At 65.8% G+C, this 19,109-nt stretch carries 14 protein-coding genes; 7 read left to right on the top strand and 7 right to left on the bottom strand.

Going from position 1 to position 19,109, the window contains the following annotated elements; genetic code table 11:
• Positions 1–22 precede the first annotated feature (22 nt).
• The 3 genes from cphA to O987_RS03295 all read left to right on the top strand — a co-directional run bounded on the left by cphA (position 23) and on the right by O987_RS03295 (position 5,638).
• Positions 23–2,593, top strand: coding sequence for a cyanophycin synthetase (cphA, locus tag O987_RS03305; RefSeq protein WP_043370830.1), 2,571 nt, complete (start codon positions 23–25; stop codon positions 2,591–2,593).
• Between the two features lie 270 nt (positions 2,594–2,863).
• Entirely contained in the window at positions 2,864–3,238 is a 375-nt protein-coding gene (locus O987_RS03300; RefSeq protein WP_043376051.1) for a DUF2946 family protein, read from the top strand.
• A gap of 84 nt (positions 3,239–3,322) precedes the next feature.
• Positions 3,323–5,638, top strand: coding sequence for a TonB-dependent receptor (locus tag O987_RS03295; RefSeq protein ID WP_043370829.1), 2,316 nt, complete (start codon positions 3,323–3,325; stop codon positions 5,636–5,638).
• Positions 5,639–5,650: 12 nt separating this feature from the next.
• Here O987_RS03295 and O987_RS03290 read toward each other — a convergent pair whose 3' ends face one another.
• Positions 5,651–6,850 (bottom strand): MFS transporter, encoded by a 1,200-nt coding sequence (locus tag O987_RS03290; RefSeq protein ID WP_043370827.1) that lies wholly within the window; start codon positions 6,848–6,850, stop codon positions 5,651–5,653.
• 273 nt (positions 6,851–7,123) lie between these two features.
• Between O987_RS03290 and O987_RS03285 the strand changes: the two genes are divergently transcribed.
• The gene (locus O987_RS03285) at positions 7,124–7,624 is read left to right on the top strand and encodes a CreA family protein (protein WP_043370826.1); all 501 of its coding nucleotides are present in this window, start codon (positions 7,124–7,126) and stop codon (positions 7,622–7,624) included.
• Positions 7,625–7,694: 70 nt separating this feature from the next.
• On the opposite strand, the gene O987_RS03280 is transcribed toward O987_RS03285, so the two are convergent.
• Both O987_RS03280 and O987_RS03275 read right to left on the bottom strand, forming a co-directional pair.
• Positions 7,695–7,916 carry a hypothetical protein gene (locus O987_RS03280; protein ID WP_003058848.1) on the bottom strand — a complete coding sequence of 74 codons (222 nt, stop codon included), beginning with the start codon at positions 7,914–7,916 and terminating at the stop codon, positions 7,695–7,697.
• A 127-nt stretch (positions 7,917–8,043) separates the two neighbouring features.
• Positions 8,044–9,000, bottom strand: a complete 957-nt coding sequence (locus O987_RS03275; protein WP_043376049.1) for a LysR family transcriptional regulator — start codon at positions 8,998–9,000, stop codon at positions 8,044–8,046.
• A gap of 265 nt (positions 9,001–9,265) precedes the next feature.
• Here O987_RS03275 and O987_RS03270 point away from each other — a divergent pair, with 265 nt between their 5' ends.
• From O987_RS03270 to O987_RS03260, 3 genes are all read left to right on the top strand, one after another.
• Positions 9,266–10,354: a YeiH family protein gene (locus tag O987_RS03270; RefSeq protein ID WP_043370824.1), complete on the top strand. Its 1,089-nt coding sequence runs from the start codon at positions 9,266–9,268 to the stop codon at positions 10,352–10,354.
• Positions 10,355–10,532: 178 nt separating this feature from the next.
• Positions 10,533–11,024 (top strand): MarR family winged helix-turn-helix transcriptional regulator, encoded by a 492-nt coding sequence (locus O987_RS03265; protein ID WP_003058855.1) that lies wholly within the window; start codon positions 10,533–10,535, stop codon positions 11,022–11,024.
• The gene (locus O987_RS03260) at positions 11,021–13,015 is read left to right on the top strand and encodes an FUSC family protein (protein ID WP_043370823.1); all 1,995 of its coding nucleotides are present in this window, start codon (positions 11,021–11,023) and stop codon (positions 13,013–13,015) included. The genes O987_RS03265 and O987_RS03260 overlap by 4 nt, the downstream gene beginning before the upstream one ends.
• A gap of 191 nt (positions 13,016–13,206) precedes the next feature.
• On the opposite strand, the gene O987_RS03255 is transcribed toward O987_RS03260, so the two are convergent.
• The 4 genes from O987_RS03255 to nirD all read right to left on the bottom strand — a co-directional run bounded on the left by O987_RS03255 (position 13,207) and on the right by nirD (position 19,091).
• Entirely contained in the window at positions 13,207–14,649 is a 1,443-nt protein-coding gene (locus tag O987_RS03255; RefSeq protein ID WP_043370821.1) for an NAD-dependent succinate-semialdehyde dehydrogenase, read from the bottom strand.
• A 146-nt stretch (positions 14,650–14,795) separates the two neighbouring features.
• Positions 14,796–15,620, bottom strand: coding sequence for a uroporphyrinogen-III C-methyltransferase (gene cobA / locus O987_RS03250; RefSeq protein ID WP_043370819.1), 825 nt, complete (start codon positions 15,618–15,620; stop codon positions 14,796–14,798).
• A 36-nt stretch (positions 15,621–15,656) separates the two neighbouring features.
• On the bottom strand, positions 15,657–18,518 hold the full coding sequence (locus O987_RS03245; protein WP_043370818.1) for a nitrate reductase: 2,862 nt from the start codon (positions 18,516–18,518) through the stop codon (positions 15,657–15,659).
• 174 nt (positions 18,519–18,692) lie between these two features.
• On the bottom strand, positions 18,693–19,091 hold the full coding sequence (gene nirD, locus O987_RS03240; protein ID WP_003058862.1) for a nitrite reductase small subunit NirD: 399 nt from the start codon (positions 19,089–19,091) through the stop codon (positions 18,693–18,695).
• Positions 19,092–19,109 lie beyond the last annotated feature (18 nt).

Raw genomic sequence — 19,109 nt, 5'->3', positions numbered from 1 at the left:
AAATTCAGCTGAAAGAAACACCATGCAGATCACTCGCAACCGAGCCTTGCGCGGCCCCAACCTCTGGACCCGCAGCACCGCCATCGAAGCCATCGTGCACTGTGAAGACAGCGAGCTGCTGTACACCGCCATGCCCGGTTTTGAAGAAAAGCTGCGGGCGCGTTTCCCCACCATCGGTACGCTGCAGCCCCATGGCGCGGACCAGCGCCTGTCGCTGGCCCATGTGCTGGAAGTTGCCGCCCTGTCGCTGCAGGCCCAGGCAGGCTGCCCCGTCACCTTCAGCCGCACCCATGAGACCGTGGAGCACGGCACCTTCCAGGTGGTGGTCGAGTACACCGAAGAATCCGTGGGCAAGCTGGCCATGGAGCGTGCCGAGGCCCTGATTCAGGCCGCATTGAACGACACCCCCTTCGATGCCGACGCCACGATTGCCGAACTGCGCGAACTGGACGAGGACGACCGTATCGGCCCCTCGACCGGTGCCATCGTCGATGCCGCTGTGGCACGCGGCATTCCCTTCCGTCGCCTGACCACCGGTTCGCTGGTGCAGCTGGGCTGGGGTTCACGTGCGCGCCGCTTCCAGGCCGCCGAGATCGACTCCACCAGCGCCGTGGCCGAATCCATTGCACAGGACAAGGACCTGACCAAGCGCCTGCTGCACGCGGCCGGCGTGCCCGTGCCCATGGGCCGCCCCGTCGCCGACGTGGAAGACGCCTGGGCCGTGGCCCTGGAAGTGGGACTGCCCGTGGTGGTCAAGCCCCAGGACGGCAACCAGGGCAAGGGCGTGGTGGTGAACATCACCACCCGCGAAGGTCTGGAAGCCGCTTACAAGACCGCCAGCGAGTTTGGCGACGAAATCCTCGTCGAGCGCTTTTTGCCCGGCCATGACTTCCGCATGCTGGTCGTCGGCGGCCAGTTGGTGGCAGCCGCCCGCCGCGAGCCACCCCAGGTGCTGGGCGACGGCCAGCACACCATCCGCGAACTCGTGAACATCGTCAACCAGGACCCCCGCCGCGGCTCCGGCCACGGCACGGCATTGACCAAGGTGCGCCTGGACGATATCGCCATCGCGCGCATTGCCAGCGAAGGCCTGACGCCTGACAGCGTGCCCGCCCAGGGCCAGCGCGTGGTGCTGCGCAACAACGCCAATCTGTCCACCGGCGGCAGCGCCACCGACGTGACCGATGACGTGCATCCCGAAATCGCCGCCCGGGCCATCGAGGCCGCGCAGACCATCGGTCTGCATATCTGCGGCGTGGACGTGGTCTGCGAAACCATGCTCAAGCCCCTGGAAGAGCAAAGCGGCGGCATCGTGGAAGTCAATGCCGCCCCCGGCCTGCGCATGCACCTGGCCCCCTCCTTCGGCCGTCCCCGCAATGTGGGCGTACCCATGGTGGACGAGCTGTTCGCGCCCGGCGACGACGGCCGTATCCCCCTGGTTGCCGTCACCGGCACCAACGGCAAGACCACGACCACCCGCGTGATCGCCCATCTGTTCACCTCGCATGGCTGGCGCACCGCCATGACCAACACCGATGGCGTGTACGTCAACGGCCGCCAGATCGACAGCGGCGACTGCTCCGGCCCCAAGAGTGCGCGCAACGCCCTGGCCCACCCCGAGACCGATGCAGCCGTGCTGGAATGCGCACGCGGCGGCATCTTGCGCGAAGGCCTGGGCTTTGACCGCTGCCAGGTCGCCGTGGTCACCAACGTGGGCGAAGGCGACCACCTGGGTCTCAACTTCATCACCACCAAGGAAGATGTCGGCGTGCTCAAGCGCGTCATCGTGCAGAACGTGGCGCCCACGGGCTATGCCGTGCTCAACGCCGCCGACCCGCTGGTCGCTGCCATGGCCCATGTCTGCCCCGGCAAGGTGATCTTCTTTGCCGCCGACCGCCACCACCCCGTCATGGCCACGCACCGTGCCCAGGGCAGCCGCGTGGTCTATGTCGATGGCGACGCCATCGTGGCCGCGGAAGGATCCTGGCGCGAGAGCATCGCGCTGCGCGACATTCCGCTGACCCGTAACGGCACCATCACCTTCCAGGTGGAAAACGTCATGGCCTCCATCGGCGCCGCCTGGGCGGCGGGCCTGCCCTGGCAGACCATCCGCCGCGGTCTGGCTGGCTTCCTCAACGACAGCGACAACGCCCCTGCCCGCTTCAATGTGATGGATTACAAGGGCGCCACCATCATTGCCGACTACGGCCACAACCCCGACGCCATTCGCGCGCTGTCCCAGGCCGTGGAAGCCATGCCTGCCAAGCGCCGCAGCGTGGTGATCTCGGGTGCCGGCGACCGTCGCGACCAGGACATCACCGAACAGACCCAGATTCTGGGCAAGGTGTTCGACGATGTGGTGCTCTATCAGGACGCCTGCCAGCGTGGCCGCGTGGATGGCGAAGTGCTGGCCCTGCTGAAAAAGGGTCTGGAAGGCGCGCCCCGCACCAGCTACAGCACCGAGATCCATGGCGAGTTTCTCGCCATCGACCATGCCCTGGCCCGCCTGCAACCCGGCGACCTGTGCCTGGTGCTGGTGGATCAGGTGGAGGAGGCGCTGGAGCATCTGCGCAAGCATGTGAATGGACAGTGACCCCCTCAGGGGGACGACGGCCTCGCCGCGAGGCGGCGCGGCCGGCCAGGCTCTTGCTTGCCATCTCTCGCTTGAGCGAGTGTCCATATTCCAGCCCAGGAGCCGTGCGTGAACCCTCGGCACCTCCATACCGACCCGGCCTTGCGCCGGGTTTTGTATTTGAAGTCACAGCACTTTGCACCTGCAGCAGGGCTTGCGCGGCGGTTTTCACGCATGCTCTGCGGCAGCAGACGACGTATGATCCGGACGCATATTCGCAGCGCCCACCCCATGACCTTGCAACAGCTTCGCCGCATAGCCACCTGCCTGCTGGGCCGGTGCGTGCTGGCATGGCTGGCACTGTCCATGGGGGTGGCGGCAGCCGCGCCGCTGATCCAGTCTCAGGGGTTTGAGCTGATCTGCACCAGCACCGGCGCGGTCAAGCTGATCGTCAAGGGCGAAGACGGCGGCAGTGCCCTGGGTGCGGGTCATCTCGATTGCCCCATGTGCCTGCCCCATGCAGCACCGCCTCCGCCCGCGCTGCAACTGCCGCCCCCTACCGAGTCACCGCTGTGGCATGCGCAGCAGCCCGTGGAGCGGGCGCGCATCGCCGCCATCACAGCCGCGCCTCTGCCTGCGCGCGGGCCGCCCCCCGCTTACCTCTGAACCATTTCTGGCTCTAGCGCAGATCCGATCTGCGCTGGCCGCTATCAGATTCATAGGGACAACTACGTCCCAAGGTAAGCATTCATGAAACAGATTTTTCTGCCACTGGTGGTCAGTGGTATCGCATGGCCGTGCCTGGCCCAGACTTCAACCGATTCCGCCGACCCGCCTGAGCGCTCCAAGACCCTGGGCGTGGTCACCGTCAACGGCGGCCAGCCCAGCTCGCTGCCCACGCAGATTCCGACCACCATCGAAGGCATCACGCGCGAGGAGATCGAGACCCGCATCAACGCCACCGACAGCGAAGATGCCCTGAAATATCTGCCCAGCCTGCTGGTGCGCAAGCGCTATATCGGCGACTACAACCACGCCATACTCTCCACCCGTGCGTCGGGCACGGGCAATAGCGCGCGCTCGGCCGTCTATGCCGACGGCATTTTGCTGTCCAACTATCTGGGCAATGGCATTGCCAACGGCAGCAACTATGCGCCGCGCTGGGGCCTGGTGACGCCCGAGGAAATCGAGCGCGTCGATGTCATGTACGGGCCGTTCTCGGCCGCCTATCCCGGCAATTCCGCCGGCGCCGTGGTGGACTATGTGACGCGCATGCCCGACAAGCTCGAAGCCCATGTGGCCACCGGCTATGCCCACCAGAGTGCCGACGTGCTGGGCAGCAGCGGCCATTACCGCAGCTGGAACACCAGCGCTTCGATAGGCAGCAGAAGCGGCGACTGGTCGTACTGGATCAACCTGAGTCGCAGCGACAGCCAGGGCCAGCCCATGACCTTCCCCTCCGTGCTGCAGTCCGCAGGCGTGGCGGGCAGCGCCGGCACGCCCGTGACGGGTGCGATTGCCGGGCTCAACACCACCAACCAGCCCTGGTACATCCTGGGTGCGGGCACGCAGTACCGCACCCGGCAGGATCACGCCAAGATCAAGCTGGCCTATGACATCACGCCCACGCTGCGCGCCAGCTACACGCTGGGCTGGTGGCAGAACAGCGCCAAGGGCAGCTCCGAGACCTATCTGCGCGGGCCGGACGGCCAGCCGGTGTACAGCGGCAACATCCATATCGACGGCAAGACCTACAAGCTGGCCGACACCGCCTTCGGACTGAGCCAGGACCAGCAGACCCACACCATGCATGGCGTCTCGCTCAAAAGCCATACCCAGGGCGAGTTCGACTGGGAGCTCAGCGCCAGCCTCTATGACTACGGCAAGGATCAGCAGCGCGTGCCCACCATTGCCCAGCCGGCTGCCAATCTGGGTGGCAAGGGCACGCTGCAGGATCAGGACGGCACGGGCTGGAACACGCTGGCCGCCAGGGGCACATGGCGACAGAACGACATACTGGGCCTGCAGGGCACACATATCGTGGACTTCGGCCTGGGCCGCGATGCCTACAAGCTCAACATCGGCAAATACAACGTGGTTGGCGACTGGCAGTCCGGCCCGGCCAACGAGCAGTCCATCCTCAGCCAGGTCGGCGGCAGGGCCGAGACCCGCTATGCCTGGGCACAGGACAGCTGGCAGCTGGCCAGGGACTGGAAGGCCGTTCTGGGCCTGCGCTGGGAGGACTGGACGGCCAGCCAGGGCCACACCGCCACGGCCAGCAGCCAGCTGAGTTACGCCCAGCGCAGTGAATCGCATTTCTCGCCCAAGGCCGCGCTGGCCTACCAGCTGGCCCGCAACACCACGCTCAAGGCCTCGCTGGGCCGGGCCGTGCGCTTCCCCACCGTGGGCGAGCTGTATGGCGCGACCTCTGGCGGGGCGCTGTCCTTCATCAACGACCCGAATCTGAAACCCGAAAAGTCCTGGACGGGCGAGCTGACGGCCGAGCAAGACCTGGGTAACGGTCTACTGCGCGCCACCTGGTTCCACGAGCGCACGCGCGATGCGCTCTACAGCCAGCTGATTGCCGGCACCACCATCTCTGCGGTGCAGAACGTGGATCAGGTCCGTACCTCGGGGCTGGAACTGGCTTACTCGGCGCAGTCGGTGTGGATTCGCGGGCTGGATCTGGGCGGCAGCCTGACCTGGGCCAACTCGCGCATCACGGCCAATGCCGCCAACCCGGCCAGCGTCGGCAAATGGCAGCCCCGCGTACCACGCTGGCGTGCCACGGCCTGGGCCACCTACAAGCCCGACGAGCGTTGGGCCTTGACCGTGGCGGCGCGCTACAGCGGGCGCCAGTACTCGAATCTGGACAATAGCGACGTGCATGCCGACACCTATATGGGTGCCAGCCAGTACTTCAGCGTCGATCTGCGGGCCCGCTATCAGATCGACAGACAGCTATCGGCAGCCTTTGGCATAGACAACGCCAACAATGCCAGGTACTGGAACTTCCATCCCTATCCGCAGAGAACCTTTAGCGCCTCCCTGCGATGGGATCTTTAGACGCCGGCTGCTCTAGGCCAGCCTGGCCACCAGGCCATGGGTCTTGCGCATCCTGAAAGTGCCCAGGCAGGCCAGCAGCGCCAGGGCCAGGCCCAGCACGCAGGCACCCTGCCAGCCGTCAATGCGCCAGGCGAGAGTCCCCAACGCCGAGCCCGCCGCCGCGCCTGTGAAATAGCCCGTCATATAGACGGCATTCATGCGGCCGCGCGCTGCGGGCAGCAACTGGGCCACCGTGGCCTGGTTGGTGATGTTCAGGCATTGCAGACCCAGATCGATCACCACCATGCCCAGCACGAACCAGCCCAGATGCGCTCCGCCCACCCACAGCAGCGGCCAGGACAGCAGCAGGGCCAGCGCCCCGATGGCGCAGCTCACGCGGCCCAGGCCCTTGTCCACCAGTCGCCCCGCCTGCGTGGCCACCAGGGCACCCGCCGCGCCGGCCAGACCGATCAAACCGATCTGCCCGTCGTCCAGGCCCAGGGGGCCGCTGGACAACTGCAGCGCCATGGTCGAGAACAGCACGCTGACCGAGGCGAACGCCAGCGCGCTGACCAGGGTGCGCTGGCGCAGACCCGGCTGACTGCGCAGCAGATGCCACATGCTTCCGAGCACCTGTGGATAACTGACAGGACTGGGGTTGCGCGATGCCGGCAGCGCCTTCCACAGCCACAGCGCCACCACGGCCATCACCAGCGCAGCGCCCTGGTAGACGGCCTGCCAGCCCCAGGCCTCCGAGACCATGCCGGCCACGCTGCGCGCCAGCAAAATGCCCAGCAGCAGACCGCTCATCACCCAACCCACGGCCCGCCCGCTTTGCCCCGGCTGGGCCAGGGCTGCCGCCATGGGCACCAGCACCTGGGCCGCAACCGAGAACAGACCGGCCATCAGCGTGCCCAGCAGAAACAGATCGAACTGGCCCGCCAGGCCGCACAGCGCCTGCCCCAGGGCAGCCAGCAGCATCAGGCTCACGGCCAGGCCGCGGCGCTGCAGCTTGTCGCCCAGCGGAGCCAGCAACAAAAGGCCCGCCGCATAGGCCACCTGGGCCAGCGTCACGCTGGTCGCGGCCGCCGACTCGCTGACCGAGAAATGAGCGGCAATCGAGTGCAGCAGCGGCTGGTTGAAATAGTTGCCGCCCGCACACAGGCCACAGGCCAGTGCCATCAACAACAGGGAGGAAGCGCTCAGACCGGGCGCGGAAACGTTCACCGACATAGATAACAGCCACATCCGGCGGATGCGGCGCTTGCATGAAGCCACCGCCCGAGGGCCGTCGCTGATCAAAGAGGGAGTTCGGAAGTCCGGCATGCGCTGTGTCATGCCTGTGGCAGCGTCTCAGCTGCCGGTGCCCGCCAGCAGGCCGGGGCAAACCGTGATGCAATACAGAAAGCTCTGCAGCAGCCGGTATTGTCTTCAGGCCGGCTGCCAGTCCCTTGCCCGGGGCACAATGCCCTGTTAAAAGACAAGGGTTAACCCTTAACTCACTGTATGCGCACCACCATGAAACTGATCTCCGCCGTTCTGGCCGTCGCGGCCGCCGCCGCAGGAACCATGGCCTTTGTAGGCATGAGCCATGCCGAACAGATAGGCGCCGTGGATACCGTCTTCAAGTGGATTGGCCCGGATCACAAAATTGTGGTCGATGCCTATGACGACCCCAAGGTGCCGGGCGTGACCTGCTATGTCTCGCGTGCCAAGACCGGCGGCATCAAGGGCGGCCTGGGCCTGGCCGAGGATCGCTCGGAAGCGTCTATTTCCTGCCAGGCCACGGGCAATATCCAGTTCCCCGCGCCGCTCAGGCAGCAGGAAGAAGTGTTCACCGAGCGCACCTCGCTGCTGTTCAAGCGCCTGCGTGTGGTGCGTATGGTGGATGCCAAGCGCAACGCCCTGATCTATATGACCTACTCGGACCGGGTGATCGAGGGCTCGCCCCAGAACAGCGTCACCGCCGTGGCCGTGCCCCAGGGAACGGCTATCCCGCTGAAATGAAAATCAGAGCAGACTGCGCTTGTGCAGCCTGCGTTTGAGGCGGTTTTGACCGAGATTCAGGCCCGGCGACCTACTGACTGAAAGTCAGACCGCCTGCGTCCAGCGCGGGCGGGCGCAGCAAATCCTCGTTCACGCCCATGGCCTGGCTGGCGCGCTCCACGGCCTGCCAGAGTCCGGCAGGCATCTGCAAAATGGCCTCGGGGGACTGCGCATCGTCGATCCAGTGGCTGATCTGCAGGTGCTGTTCGTGAGTGAGCAGGTCCAGGTGCAGCATTTCATCGATGGTTTTCATGGTGTTCCTCCCTGCTTGAGAAAGCCGGCGCTGCACAGCCCGCGCCCGACTTGTCTACCCAATATAGGGGCAAAAACCGGTGTCGCAAGCAAATCATTGTTAAGAAAACCATAGCTGTCGACGTCTGTCATTCAGGCGCTACAGCGTGTTTGACATTGGATGGACCCGAGGGGTCGCTCAGCGCCGGTTCGCTGGCCTTGCAGGCATCGACAAAGGCCTGCAGCGCGGGCGAGCGGCGCTTGCCGGCACGCTGCACCAGAGAGAAGTTGCGCCACATGCGCGGCAGGGTGGTGGGCAGAATTTCCAGCGCCCGGGCCTGCAGCTGTGACTGCACCAGCACGCGCGACAGACAACTGATGCCCAGCCCCTGCTCGACACAGCGTGCAATCGCCTCGGAGCTGCCCAGCGTGGCGCTCGCAGGCAGCTGGTGCAGATGCGGCAGCAGCGCATGCTCGACCATCTCGCGCGTGCCTGAGCCCGCCTCGCGCAACAGCCATGCCGCCTTGCGCAGCGCTGCCACGCCCAGCGGCTTGCTGCGCGCCTGCTCGGCCAACGGGTCCTGCGGAGATGCCACGATGACCAGTTCGTCGCGCAGCCAGGGCTCGACCTCCAGCCCCTGCCAATGGCTGCTGCCCTCGATCAGGCCCATGTCGACCTCCATGGCCAGCACGGCTTCGCCCACTTCCTGGGTATTGGCGATCTGCAGATCCACGCGCACCAGCGGATGCGAGCGTGCCAGACGCGCCAGCACTTCGGGCAGCGCATAGGTGCCGATGGTGGTGCTGGCCGCCACGCGCAGGCGCACCGGCATATTGGCTGCACGCGCGGAAAACGTCTGCTCTATGCCTCTGGCCTGCTCCAGAACGCCCAGGGCCTGGGGCAGCAGCGCACGGCCCGCATCGTTGAGCACCAGGCGCTTGCCCACGCGCTCGAACAGCTGCACGCCCAGACCTTGCTCCAGCTGCTGCAGCGCGGCACTGGTGGCCGACTGCGAGAGCGCTACGGCCTCTGCGGCCGCCACCGTGGTCCCGCTTTGGGCCACGGCGCAGAAGATCTCGAACTGACGCAAGGTGAGATGCAGCATGACGATGATTCGTATATTCGTATCGATGACAGCAGACTCGCCAGCAGCCCCTGCCTGCCAGCAGAAAACAGGCCGCCCAGCCATTCCATCAGCGACTCATGGAGTCAATGATTGAGTCGAATTGCAGGCGCCAGAAAGCCCAATCTACCTGTTTTATAGGTTGATCTTACAAAAACTATTAGTTATACAAATATAACCAAGAAATCTAAAGTGATCTCCACGCCGGCAATCAGACCTGTTGTCTTGCCTGCTGCGAAAGGTCACGATGAACACTACAACACTGAAAAACTCCGCACCCTCGCAAGGCTGGATGCACAAAACCGGCGGGATGATTCCCGGCCTGCTGCTGGCAGGTACCATCGCTGCCGTTGCCACCTGGGCCGCACAGTTTCCGGCCATCAAGAACAACGGCCTGAGCGCGCTGACGCTGGCCATCATCATCGGTCTGCTGATCGGCAACACCGTCTATCCGGCCATCGCCAGCCAGTGTGCCAGCGGCATCGCCTTCACCAAGGCCCGCCTGCTGCGCACCGGCATCGTGCTCTACGGTCTGCGCCTGACCTTCCAGGACATCGGCCAGGTCGGCATGGCCGGCGTGGTGATCGATGCGCTGGTGCTGTCCAGCACCTTTTTGCTGGCGCAGTGGATAGGCCAGAAGCTGCTGGGCATGGACAAGCGCACCACCATGCTCGTGGGGGCCGGCGCCTCCATCTGCGGCGCTGCCGCCGTGCTGGCCACCGAACCCGTGGTCAAGGGCCGCGCAGAGGACGTGGCCGTGGCCGTGGCCACCGTGGTGGTGTTCGGCACCATCGGCACCTTTCTCTACCCGGCGCTGTTCCACTGGAATGCCGAGTACGGCTGGATAGACACCAGCATGCAGCAGTACGGCGTTTTCGTCGGCTCCACCGTGCATGAGGTGGCCCAGGTCGTGGCCGCCGGCGAAGCCATCGGCAGCCAGGCCGCCGATACGGCCGTGATCGCCAAGATGGTGCGCGTGATGATGCTGGCGCCCTTCCTGCTGGTGCTGTCCATGTGGCTGACACGCAGCGAACGGGCCCTGGGCGTGAACGACGGCCAGCCCGGCAACCGGATCACCATTCCCTGGTTTGCCGTGGGCTTCGTGGCCATGGCCGGAGTCAACTCCCTGGGGGTGCTGCCCAAGGAAGCGGTCAGCATAGGCATTCAACTCGACAACGCACTGCTGGCCCTGGCCATGGCCGCCCTGGGACTGACCACCCATATCCGCGCCGTGCGTGCTGCCGGCACCAGGCCGCTGATTCTGGCCCTGGCGCTGTTCGTCTGGCTGCTGGTCGCCGGCCTGGTATTGAATCTCTGGATTCCTACACTTTTTTGATAGCAGCTTACGCTTTACCGGATTAGAAATACAACATAGACAGAGCTGAAACCATTTGAAGGAGAGCGCATGACGCTCTCCTTTTTTTGCTCTCGCAGATCAGGGAATACCCTTTCTATAAATGCAGAATCAATTAGTTTGAATTGCAAATTAATTGGACAGGCATCAAAATTCAGCCATGTCTTTTACTGATGCACCCTCCCGCGACCGCCTGGGCTTTCTCATGGTCACCCTGACCCGCCAATGGCGGCGTTTTGTCGAAGAACAGCTGGCCGCCAGCGGCCTGACCGACGCTACCTGGACGCCGCTTCTGCATCTGCGCGCCTGGGGTGACGGCGTGACGCAAAAGGAGCTGGCCGAGCGCGTGGGCCTGGACGGCTCCAGCCTGGTGCGTCTGCTGGACATTCTCGAAGGCAAGGGCTGGGTGGAGCGCCGTGCCGATGCGGCCGACCGCCGCAGCAAGCGCATCTTTCTCACGGCCGCAGGCAATAGCGCCGTGGACAGCATCCGCGCCACCATGCTGGAGGCCGAACTCAGTCTGCTGCAGGACCTGCAGGACTCCGAGGTCGAGGCCATGCTGGACGGCGTGAACAAGATTCGTGCCCGTATCGAGCAGATGCACGGGCAGCGCTCAGCCCAGGCCCACCCCGACACAGAGGAGCGCGCATGAGCGTGGCTGCCTACGACCGCCTGCTGGAGAGCGCCACGCTATGGGGCTTTGACAGCGCCCGCCTGCGCCAGCATCTGCGCACGGCCTTTGCAGCCTGTATTGCCGTGTTCGCGGCCTGGGCCCTGGGGCTGGAACATCCGCAATGGGCGGGCATGACGGTCTGGGCCGCCTCCCAGCCGCTGCGCGGCCAGCTGCTGGAGAAAAGCTTTTTCCGTACCACGGGCACGCTGGTCGGCACAGCCGCCGGCGTGGTGCTGGTGCTGGTGGCCGATGGCGATCTGCTCTGGCTGGTCACGGGGCTGGCGGTGTGGATCGGCATCTGCGCGGGCCTGGGCAATCTGCAGCGCAGCTTTGCCTCCTACGGCACCATGCTGGCCGGCTATTCGGCCTCCATGGTGGCCTTGCTGGACAACGGCAACCCCGCCCATGTCTACGCGCTGGGCTGGGATCGCTTGTTTACCGCGCTGACCGGCGTGGCTGCCGCCCTCGTCGTGGGCTGGCTGTTCACGCCCGTGGGCGCTGAAATCCCCGGCGACGGCAGGGTACGGCGACTCTGCGCCCGCCTGCTGCGCGACATCGCCGACGCCGCACAGGCCACGGCCAGCGGCCATAGCGCCCTCAACCCCAGGGACCTGGCCGAGCGGCTGGCCGTGATGGCCGCCATCGAAGAAGGACTGGACCCGCATGCCGCGGGCTCGCAGCGTTCGCGCCGCGCCGTGCGGGCGCTGCGCCGCCTGATCAACACCCAGATCTCGGCCCTGCTCTGGCTGCGCGACAGCACGGGCAAGACCCTTACCCCCGCCTTCACGGCCGAGCAGGCCCGGATCATGACGGCCGCGCTGGAGCAGGCCGCCAAGCTGCTGGAAACCCAGCCCGCACCGCTGGCAGCCATCGACGCCATCGCCACAGCCCGCAGTGCCGCCGCAGGCTGGGGCCATGCCGAGGAAATCCTGGGCAATATCGGCCTGGCCCTGCAGGCCCATTTTGTGGCCGCCAGCGACCTGAGGCTGCCGGCCCACCATCGCGCACGCCAGCTGCCCGTGGTCCTGCACAGCGACTGGGTGGGCGCGCGCCGGGCCATGCTGCGGGCCTTCAGCGCCATCTTTCTGGTCGGCCTGGTCTGGGTGGTCACGGGCTGGCATGGCGGCGCCTACATGCTGCTCGGCCTGTCGGTGATGATCACCGTGTTCTCCTCGTTCGAGAACCCGGTCTTCACCATGCGCTTTGTGATTCTGGGGCAGGCCATGGGCGCCGGCGTGGCGCTGGCCTGCCAGTGGTTTGCCTGGCCGTTTGCCAACAGTCAGCTGCAGATGGTGCTGATGATGCTGCCCTTCATCTTTCTTGGCGCCCTGCTGCTCAGCCACCGCCGCACCACGCTGTACGGGTTCGACTGCAATATGGTGATCCTGCTGGCGCTGTCGCCACACTTCCCCTACCAGCTCGATGTGGGCCACTCGCTGTCCATGGCGTTTGCCATCGTCACCGGCCCGCTGGCCGGCTGGGCGGCCTATCGCTTCATCCTGCCCGTCACCGCGCAAGGCAGGCTGGACGGCCTGCGCGCCATGATGGTTCACGAGCTGCAGGACATGGCTTGCGCCCCGGTGCACGCCCGCGACGTGCGCGTGTGGCGCGCCCGCCTCTACCACCGCCTGCTGCGCCTGGTGCGCGCCTGCGAAAAAGTCAGCGCACCCGCCGTGCAGGACGCAGCTGACTGCGGTCTGGCCGCGCTGCGGGTGGGCAAGGCCGTGCTGATCCTGCATCAGCTGCAGGCGGATTTACTCCTGTCCGAAAGCACCTTGCGCGGTGTGCGCAGCGCGCTGCAGAGACTGCAGCAATTGGCCAGCGCTCCCGCCAGGGCCGTGCCGCTCCTGCAAGGCCTGGCCCGGCGCATACAGCAGCGCCAGCCCGAGCAGGCGCTGCAGCTGCGACTGGCGGCTCAGGACATTGAAGCGCATCAGCAGTTTTTTGCCAGTACCGCCAAGATTGCCTGAACACCATCGCCCATGAAAAAAGCCGCTGCAAACACAGCGGCTTTTTGCCTCTCAGAGCGAAACCTCAAACCAAGCATGCTCCATCTCGGAGGCGCCAAGCAAGAGCCTGGCCGGCCACGCCGCCTCGCGACGATGGCGTCGCGCGCAGCGCGTAGAGAAAGGGGGAAGGCTCAAAGCGCCTTAGTAGGGGGTTACACACAAGTGATCGCCACGGCCTTGGCCACCAGATAGGCCTCCAGCGCCTCCGGGCCGCCTTCGGAGCCATAGCCCGAATCCTTGATGCCGCCAAAGGGCAGCTCGGCCGATGGCAGGGCAGGCTGGTTGATCCACAGCATGCCTGCCTCCACATCCTGAGACAGCAGGTGCGTCGTCTTCAGCGAGCGCGTGAAGGCATAGGCGGCCAGGCCATAGGACAGGCGATTGGCCTCCTGAATGGCATCTTCGATCCTGTCGAAGCCGCGAATCGCCGCCACGGGGCCGAAAGGCTCCTGGTTGAAGATATCCGCCGTCAGAGGCACGTCGGCCAGCACCGTGGGGGCAAAGAAGTTGCCGGCGGAGCCAAAGGATTCGCCGCCCGTCATCAGCTTGGCGCCGCTTTGCTCGGCGTTCTGGATCAGCTGGGTCAGCGCGGTCACGCGACGCGGATTGGCCAGCGGGCCCATCTGCGTGCCCTGCTCCAGGCCGTTGCCGACCTTCAATGCCTCGGCATGGGCCACCATGGCGCGCGTGAACTCCTCGCGCACGCTGTTGTGCACCAGAAAGCGCGTGGGCGAGATGCAGACCTGGCCCGCGTTGCGGAACTTGGCAGCGCCAGCGGCCTTGACGGCCAGTTGCACGTCGGCATCCTCGGCCACGATCACGGGGGCATGACCGCCGAGCTCCATGGTGGAGCGCTTCATGTGCTGGCCGGCCAGCGCTGCCAGCTGCTTGCCCACGGCCGTGGAGCCCGTGAAGGTCACCTTGCGGATCACGGGATGGGCAATCAGATATTCGGAAATCTGTGCGGGGCTGCCATAGACCAGGCCCACCACACCGGCAGGAATGCCGGCATCGACAAAGCACTTGAGCAGGGCTGCGGGGGAGGCCGGAGTCTCCTCGGGCGCCTTGACCAGGAAGGAGCAGCCCGAAGCCAGGGCCGCGCCGATCTTGCGCACGATCTGGTTGACGGGGAAGTTCCAGGGCGTGAAGGCAGCCACGGGCCCCACGGGTTCCTTGATCACCAGCTGCTGCTGCTCGGGGCGACGCGAAGGCACGATGCGGCCATAGACACGCAGAGCCTCGTCGGCAAACCATTCGATGATGCCGGCGCCGGCAATGATTTCCACCTTGGCCTCGGCCAGCGGCTTGCCCTGCTCCTGCGTCAGCAGCGCGGCGATCTCGTCGGCACGCTCCTTGAGCAGGGCTGCGGCACGGCGCATGATGGCGCCGCGCTCATGGGCAGACACCTTGCGCCAGACCTGAAAGCCCTTGTCGGCCGCCGCCAGGGCGCGGTCCAGATCGGCGATATCGGCATGGGCCACACGGCCAATCACCTCGCCGCTTGCCGGGTTGCGCACATCAATTTTCTTGCCGCTGGCAGCGTCCTGCCACTGACCGTCGATCAAAAGCTGGGTATCGGGATATGCAGTGCTCATCGCATGACTCTTAGGTGTCGGCCGCCGCTATCCCCCTGCAGACTGACGAGGCCGGGTGTGACAAATGTTCAGGGGTTACCGGACAAATTCTAGTCATGCAGGCCCGGCACTCAGACAAAAGGGAGACAGCTGTCAGCAATCGGCCTTTATGCCCCCACGGCGCGGCGCAGCTGCACCTGCTCCAGCAGACCGTCAAGGCCGGCTTCCGACGATGCGGCAAGGCCGACGACGTCACCCACCACGAACACGCAGGGACTGCCCAGTCCGCTGCATGCCAGCGCCTGCGTCATCTGCCCCAGATCGGTCAGTATCTGCTGCTGTGCGGGCAGGCTGGCGTTCTGGACCAGGGCCACGGGAGTCGTAGCCGGCAGTCCGCCGGCCAGCAGTTGCTGCTGGATGATGCCGGCAGTGGCGACCCCCATGTAGATCACCAGTGTCAGCCCCAGCATGCGGGCCGTGCCGGCCAGCAGCTGCCAGTCATGGCCGGCGCTGCCCGGCTTGGCATGACCTGTGACAAACACCACGCCATGGGCATGGTCGCGATGGGTCAGCGGAACGCCCAGGCTGGTGGCGGCCGCCAGCCCGGCGGTGATGCCGTTCACCACTTCCACGGCGATTCCGGCTGCGCGCAGATGCTCGACCTCTTCGCCGCCCCGGCCGAAGATGAAAGGGTCGCCGCCCTTGAGGCGCACCACCAGCTCGCCCTGGCGGGCCGCCATGATCATGAGCTTTTCGATGAACTCCTGCGAGGTGCTCTCGCGCCCGCCGCGCTTGCCCACATGAACGATGCGGGCGCTTGCGCTGGCAAGCTTCACGATGTCGGCAGACACCAGGTCGTCAGCCAGCAGCAGCGTGGCGGACTGGATCAGTCTCAGCGCCTTGAGCGTGAGCAGTTCCGGATCGCCGGGGCCGGCACCGACCAGATAGCAGCGGCCCACGGGCGGCAGGGAAGTGACATGGCTGTTTGTCATGGCTGGCCTTTCATGTGCATTGCCGGACATCGAAATCTAGGTGGCAACCGGCAGGGCTGCCGACTGCGGCGCAGGCGTCGCATGCACCAGTTGTTTGATCCTGGGGATGCAGGAGCCGCAGCGCGTGCCACAACCCAGGGAAGACTTGAGCTGCGCAAGCCGCTCGTCGGCAGAGCCCTCGCACGCGGTCAGTGCCGAGTTGATGCGGGCCTCATCCACATTCATGCAGGCACAGATCTGTGGCGACCGGGCCGGCATGGCGGCGGGTGGCCTGGCCCCCGAGGACAGCAATAGGCGCCCATAGCTTTGCACCGATTGCTCGTCGCGCAGTACCGGTCCCAGCCAGCGACCGGCGCTGGCGTCGCCGCAGAGCAAAAAGGCATCGAGCCTGGGCTCCCCGGTCTGACGGCCAATCGCCATGGCACGGCTGCATTGGCGACGCGCGTCGGCATAGCGCATGGCCTGCGGGCCATCGAGCCGCAGCAGTCCATGCAGCCGCGCCAGCACCTCGGCGCCGGGCTGCGCATAGGCCGCCGCGCGGAACTGCACGCCGGTGCGGCCCTGATCCGCTTTTTCCAGCGGTACGGCGCGTCCGAACAGCACACAGCTGGCAAAGTCGAACTCGGCCATCAATTCGCTCAAGGCCTGGCGAACCGACTGCACATCCTGCTCATCCAGCCAGGCCATGCCCAGACAGGTCCAGGGCAGCTCGGCCTTGAGCAGCCTGACGGCCACATGCTTGAGCTCGGGCTGCTTGGAGCGCGGGCAGCGCTCGGGCGTGGTCAGGGCGTTGACGCCCGCAAGCCGCTGCCCCTTGGAGCCCATGCCGCTCAGGTACATGCTGCCCCAGTGCATGGGCAGATAGAGCTGTGCGGGCTGCAAGCCCGGGTCCGACTGAACGGGCAACACGATGGCGCCATAGCGGTTGGAGACATGGACCAGATCGCCATCCTGCAGCTGCAGGCGCTGCATGTCCTGGGGACTGACCTGCAGCTGCGGTTCGCTGACATGGGCAAACAGGCGCCCCAGCTGGCCGGTGCGCGTCAAGCCATGCCATTGATCGCGCAGGCGGCCGGTGTTGAGACTGAACGGATGCCGCGCATCGCGCGGCACGGCTGGCGCCTGCCAGGGCTGGGTATCAAAGCATGCGCGCCCGTCCTCGGTCGCAAACACCGCATCGCCATACAGACGCTGCCGCCCCTGGCTCGCGCCTTGAGGCATGGGCCATTGCTGGGGTCCCTTGACCTCCAGCACCGCCCAGCTCAGACCCGTGATATCCAGATCGCGCCCGCGTGTGGACTCGCGATGCTCGTTCCAGACAGCTTCGGCACCCGCGTCGGCATTCGCGGTGTCATAGGGAAACAAGCTTGGCAGCGAGGGCCGCAGATGCTGCTCCAGGCGCCGCGCCAGCTGCACGCCTATCTGCCAGTCATGGCGTGCCGCCCCCGGCGCGACCACGGCAGCGCGCACCCGCGAGATGCGTCGCTCGCTGTTGGTGACCGTGCCCAGCTTCTCGCCCCAGGTGGAAGCGGGCAGCAACCAGTCGGCATAGGCCGTGGTCTCGGTTGCGGCAAAAGCCTCCTGCACCACCACCAGCTCGGCACGCTCCAGCGCCCTGCGCACCATGGCCTGTTCGGGCATGCTTTGCGCGGGATTGGTGCAGGCAATCCACAAGGCCTTGATCTGGCCGTCGGCGGCGGCCTCGAACATCTCCAGCGCGGACTTGCCTGGCTGCTGCGGAATCGACTCCACACCCCATAGCCGCGCCACTTCGGCCCTGTGCGCTGCGTTGGAAAGATCACGATGCGCGCTCAGCAGATTGGACAGCCCGCCCACCTCGCGCCCTCCCATGGCATTGGGCTGGCCCGTCAGTGACAGGGGCCCGGCGCCAGGCCTGCCGATCTGGCCCGTCGCCAGATGCAGATTGATCAGCGCCGCATTGTTGGCCGTGCCGCTGCGGCTTTGGTTCAGACCCTGGCAGTACAGGCTGAGCGTGGGACGACGCACGTCCGCCGGCTCCTCGGCACCGCCCAGCGCCATCCAGCGCGCCGCCCGGTACAGGTCCGCCACTGGCAGGCCGCAGAGGGCAGCAACCTTTTCGGGCGTGGCTTCGCGCACCAGTTCCTTGAGCGCTGCAAAGCCGCTGGTGTGCTGCGCGATGAAGGCGCTGTCCGTCCAGCCCTCCCACAGCATGATGTGCAGCAGACCGTGAAACAGCATCACATCGCTGCCCGGCTGCAGCGGCAGATAGAGATCGGCCAGCTCGGCGGTCTCGGTACGGCGCGGATCGGCCACGATGATCCTGAGTTGCGAATTGCGCTCCCTGGCCTCTTCGACACGCCTGAACAGAATGGGATGCGCCCATGCCATATTGCTGCCCGTGATGAACAGGCAGCCGGCCAGATCGATGTCCTCGTAGCAGGCCGGTGGTGCATCGGCGCCCAGCGTGGCCTTGTAGCCGGCCACGGCGCTGCTCATGCACAGGCGCGAATTGGTGTCGAGATTGTTGGTGCCCAGCAGACCTTTGACCAGCTTGTTGAAGACGTAGTAGTCCTCGGTCAGCAACTGGCCACTGAGGTAGAAACCCAGCGCGTCGGGGCCATGGGCTGCATGAATCCGGGCGATGCGCCCGGCCAGTTCGTCCAGTGCCAGATCCCAGCTGACCGCCTGCGGTACGGCTGTACGCTCCAGCCTGCGCATAGGCTGCAGCAAACGGACCTGCTGGGCATAGGCGGGCGCGGCCGTCAGATGCAGGGTGCTGCCCTTGGTGCACAGGCGGCCCAAGTTGGCAGGATGCTCGGGATCACCACGCACACCGGTAATCTGCAGGCCGTCGGACTCGACGATCACGCCGCAGCCGACACCGCAATAGGGACAGGTGGACTTGGTTTCTTTCATGGTGTCCCCCAGAAGATGCGGAATTGACATTCACCGCAACAATCGGGTTCGCAGCCCACACGGCAACAAGGGCAGCTGGATTGGGTCTCACACATGGCAGACTTTCAGTGAAATCATGCTGCAACGCCTTCTGAATAAGCGCATGCAGCTATTCATTTCATATCAACAGAGACACTAGGCCGTGGCGCAGCCGGATTTGCCCGCGCAATGTGCGGGACCGGCATGCGGGCGGGTCTGCTCCAGGGCGCGGCTGGCCAGTTCGTCGGCGCGCAGCTGCACCTCGCCGTCCTGCACACGCACGCTGAAATAGGGCGTGCAGCCCTCATCGGGCGCCGCCGCCTCGCCGGAGCTCAGCGCAATCGTCCAGTTGTGCAGCGGGCAGGCCACGCTGCGCCCGAACACAATGCCTTGCGACAGCGGGCCGCCCTTGTGCGGGCAGCGGTCCAGCAGCGCGAACACCTCGTCGTCGGCATTGCGGAACACGGCCACATCCAGCCCTTGTGCGCGCGCCACGCGGCGTGCTCCCAGCACGGGGATGTCGTCCATCGTGCAGATAGAAATCCATTCGCTCATTTCTGGCTCCTCGGTGCT

Origin of the sequence: Comamonas testosteroni TK102, from assembly GCF_000739375.1 — a bacterium.
Lineage (GTDB): Bacteria > Pseudomonadota > Gammaproteobacteria > Burkholderiales > Burkholderiaceae_C > Comamonas > Comamonas brasiliensis.
This window is presented reverse-complemented; position numbering and strand designations above follow the sequence as displayed.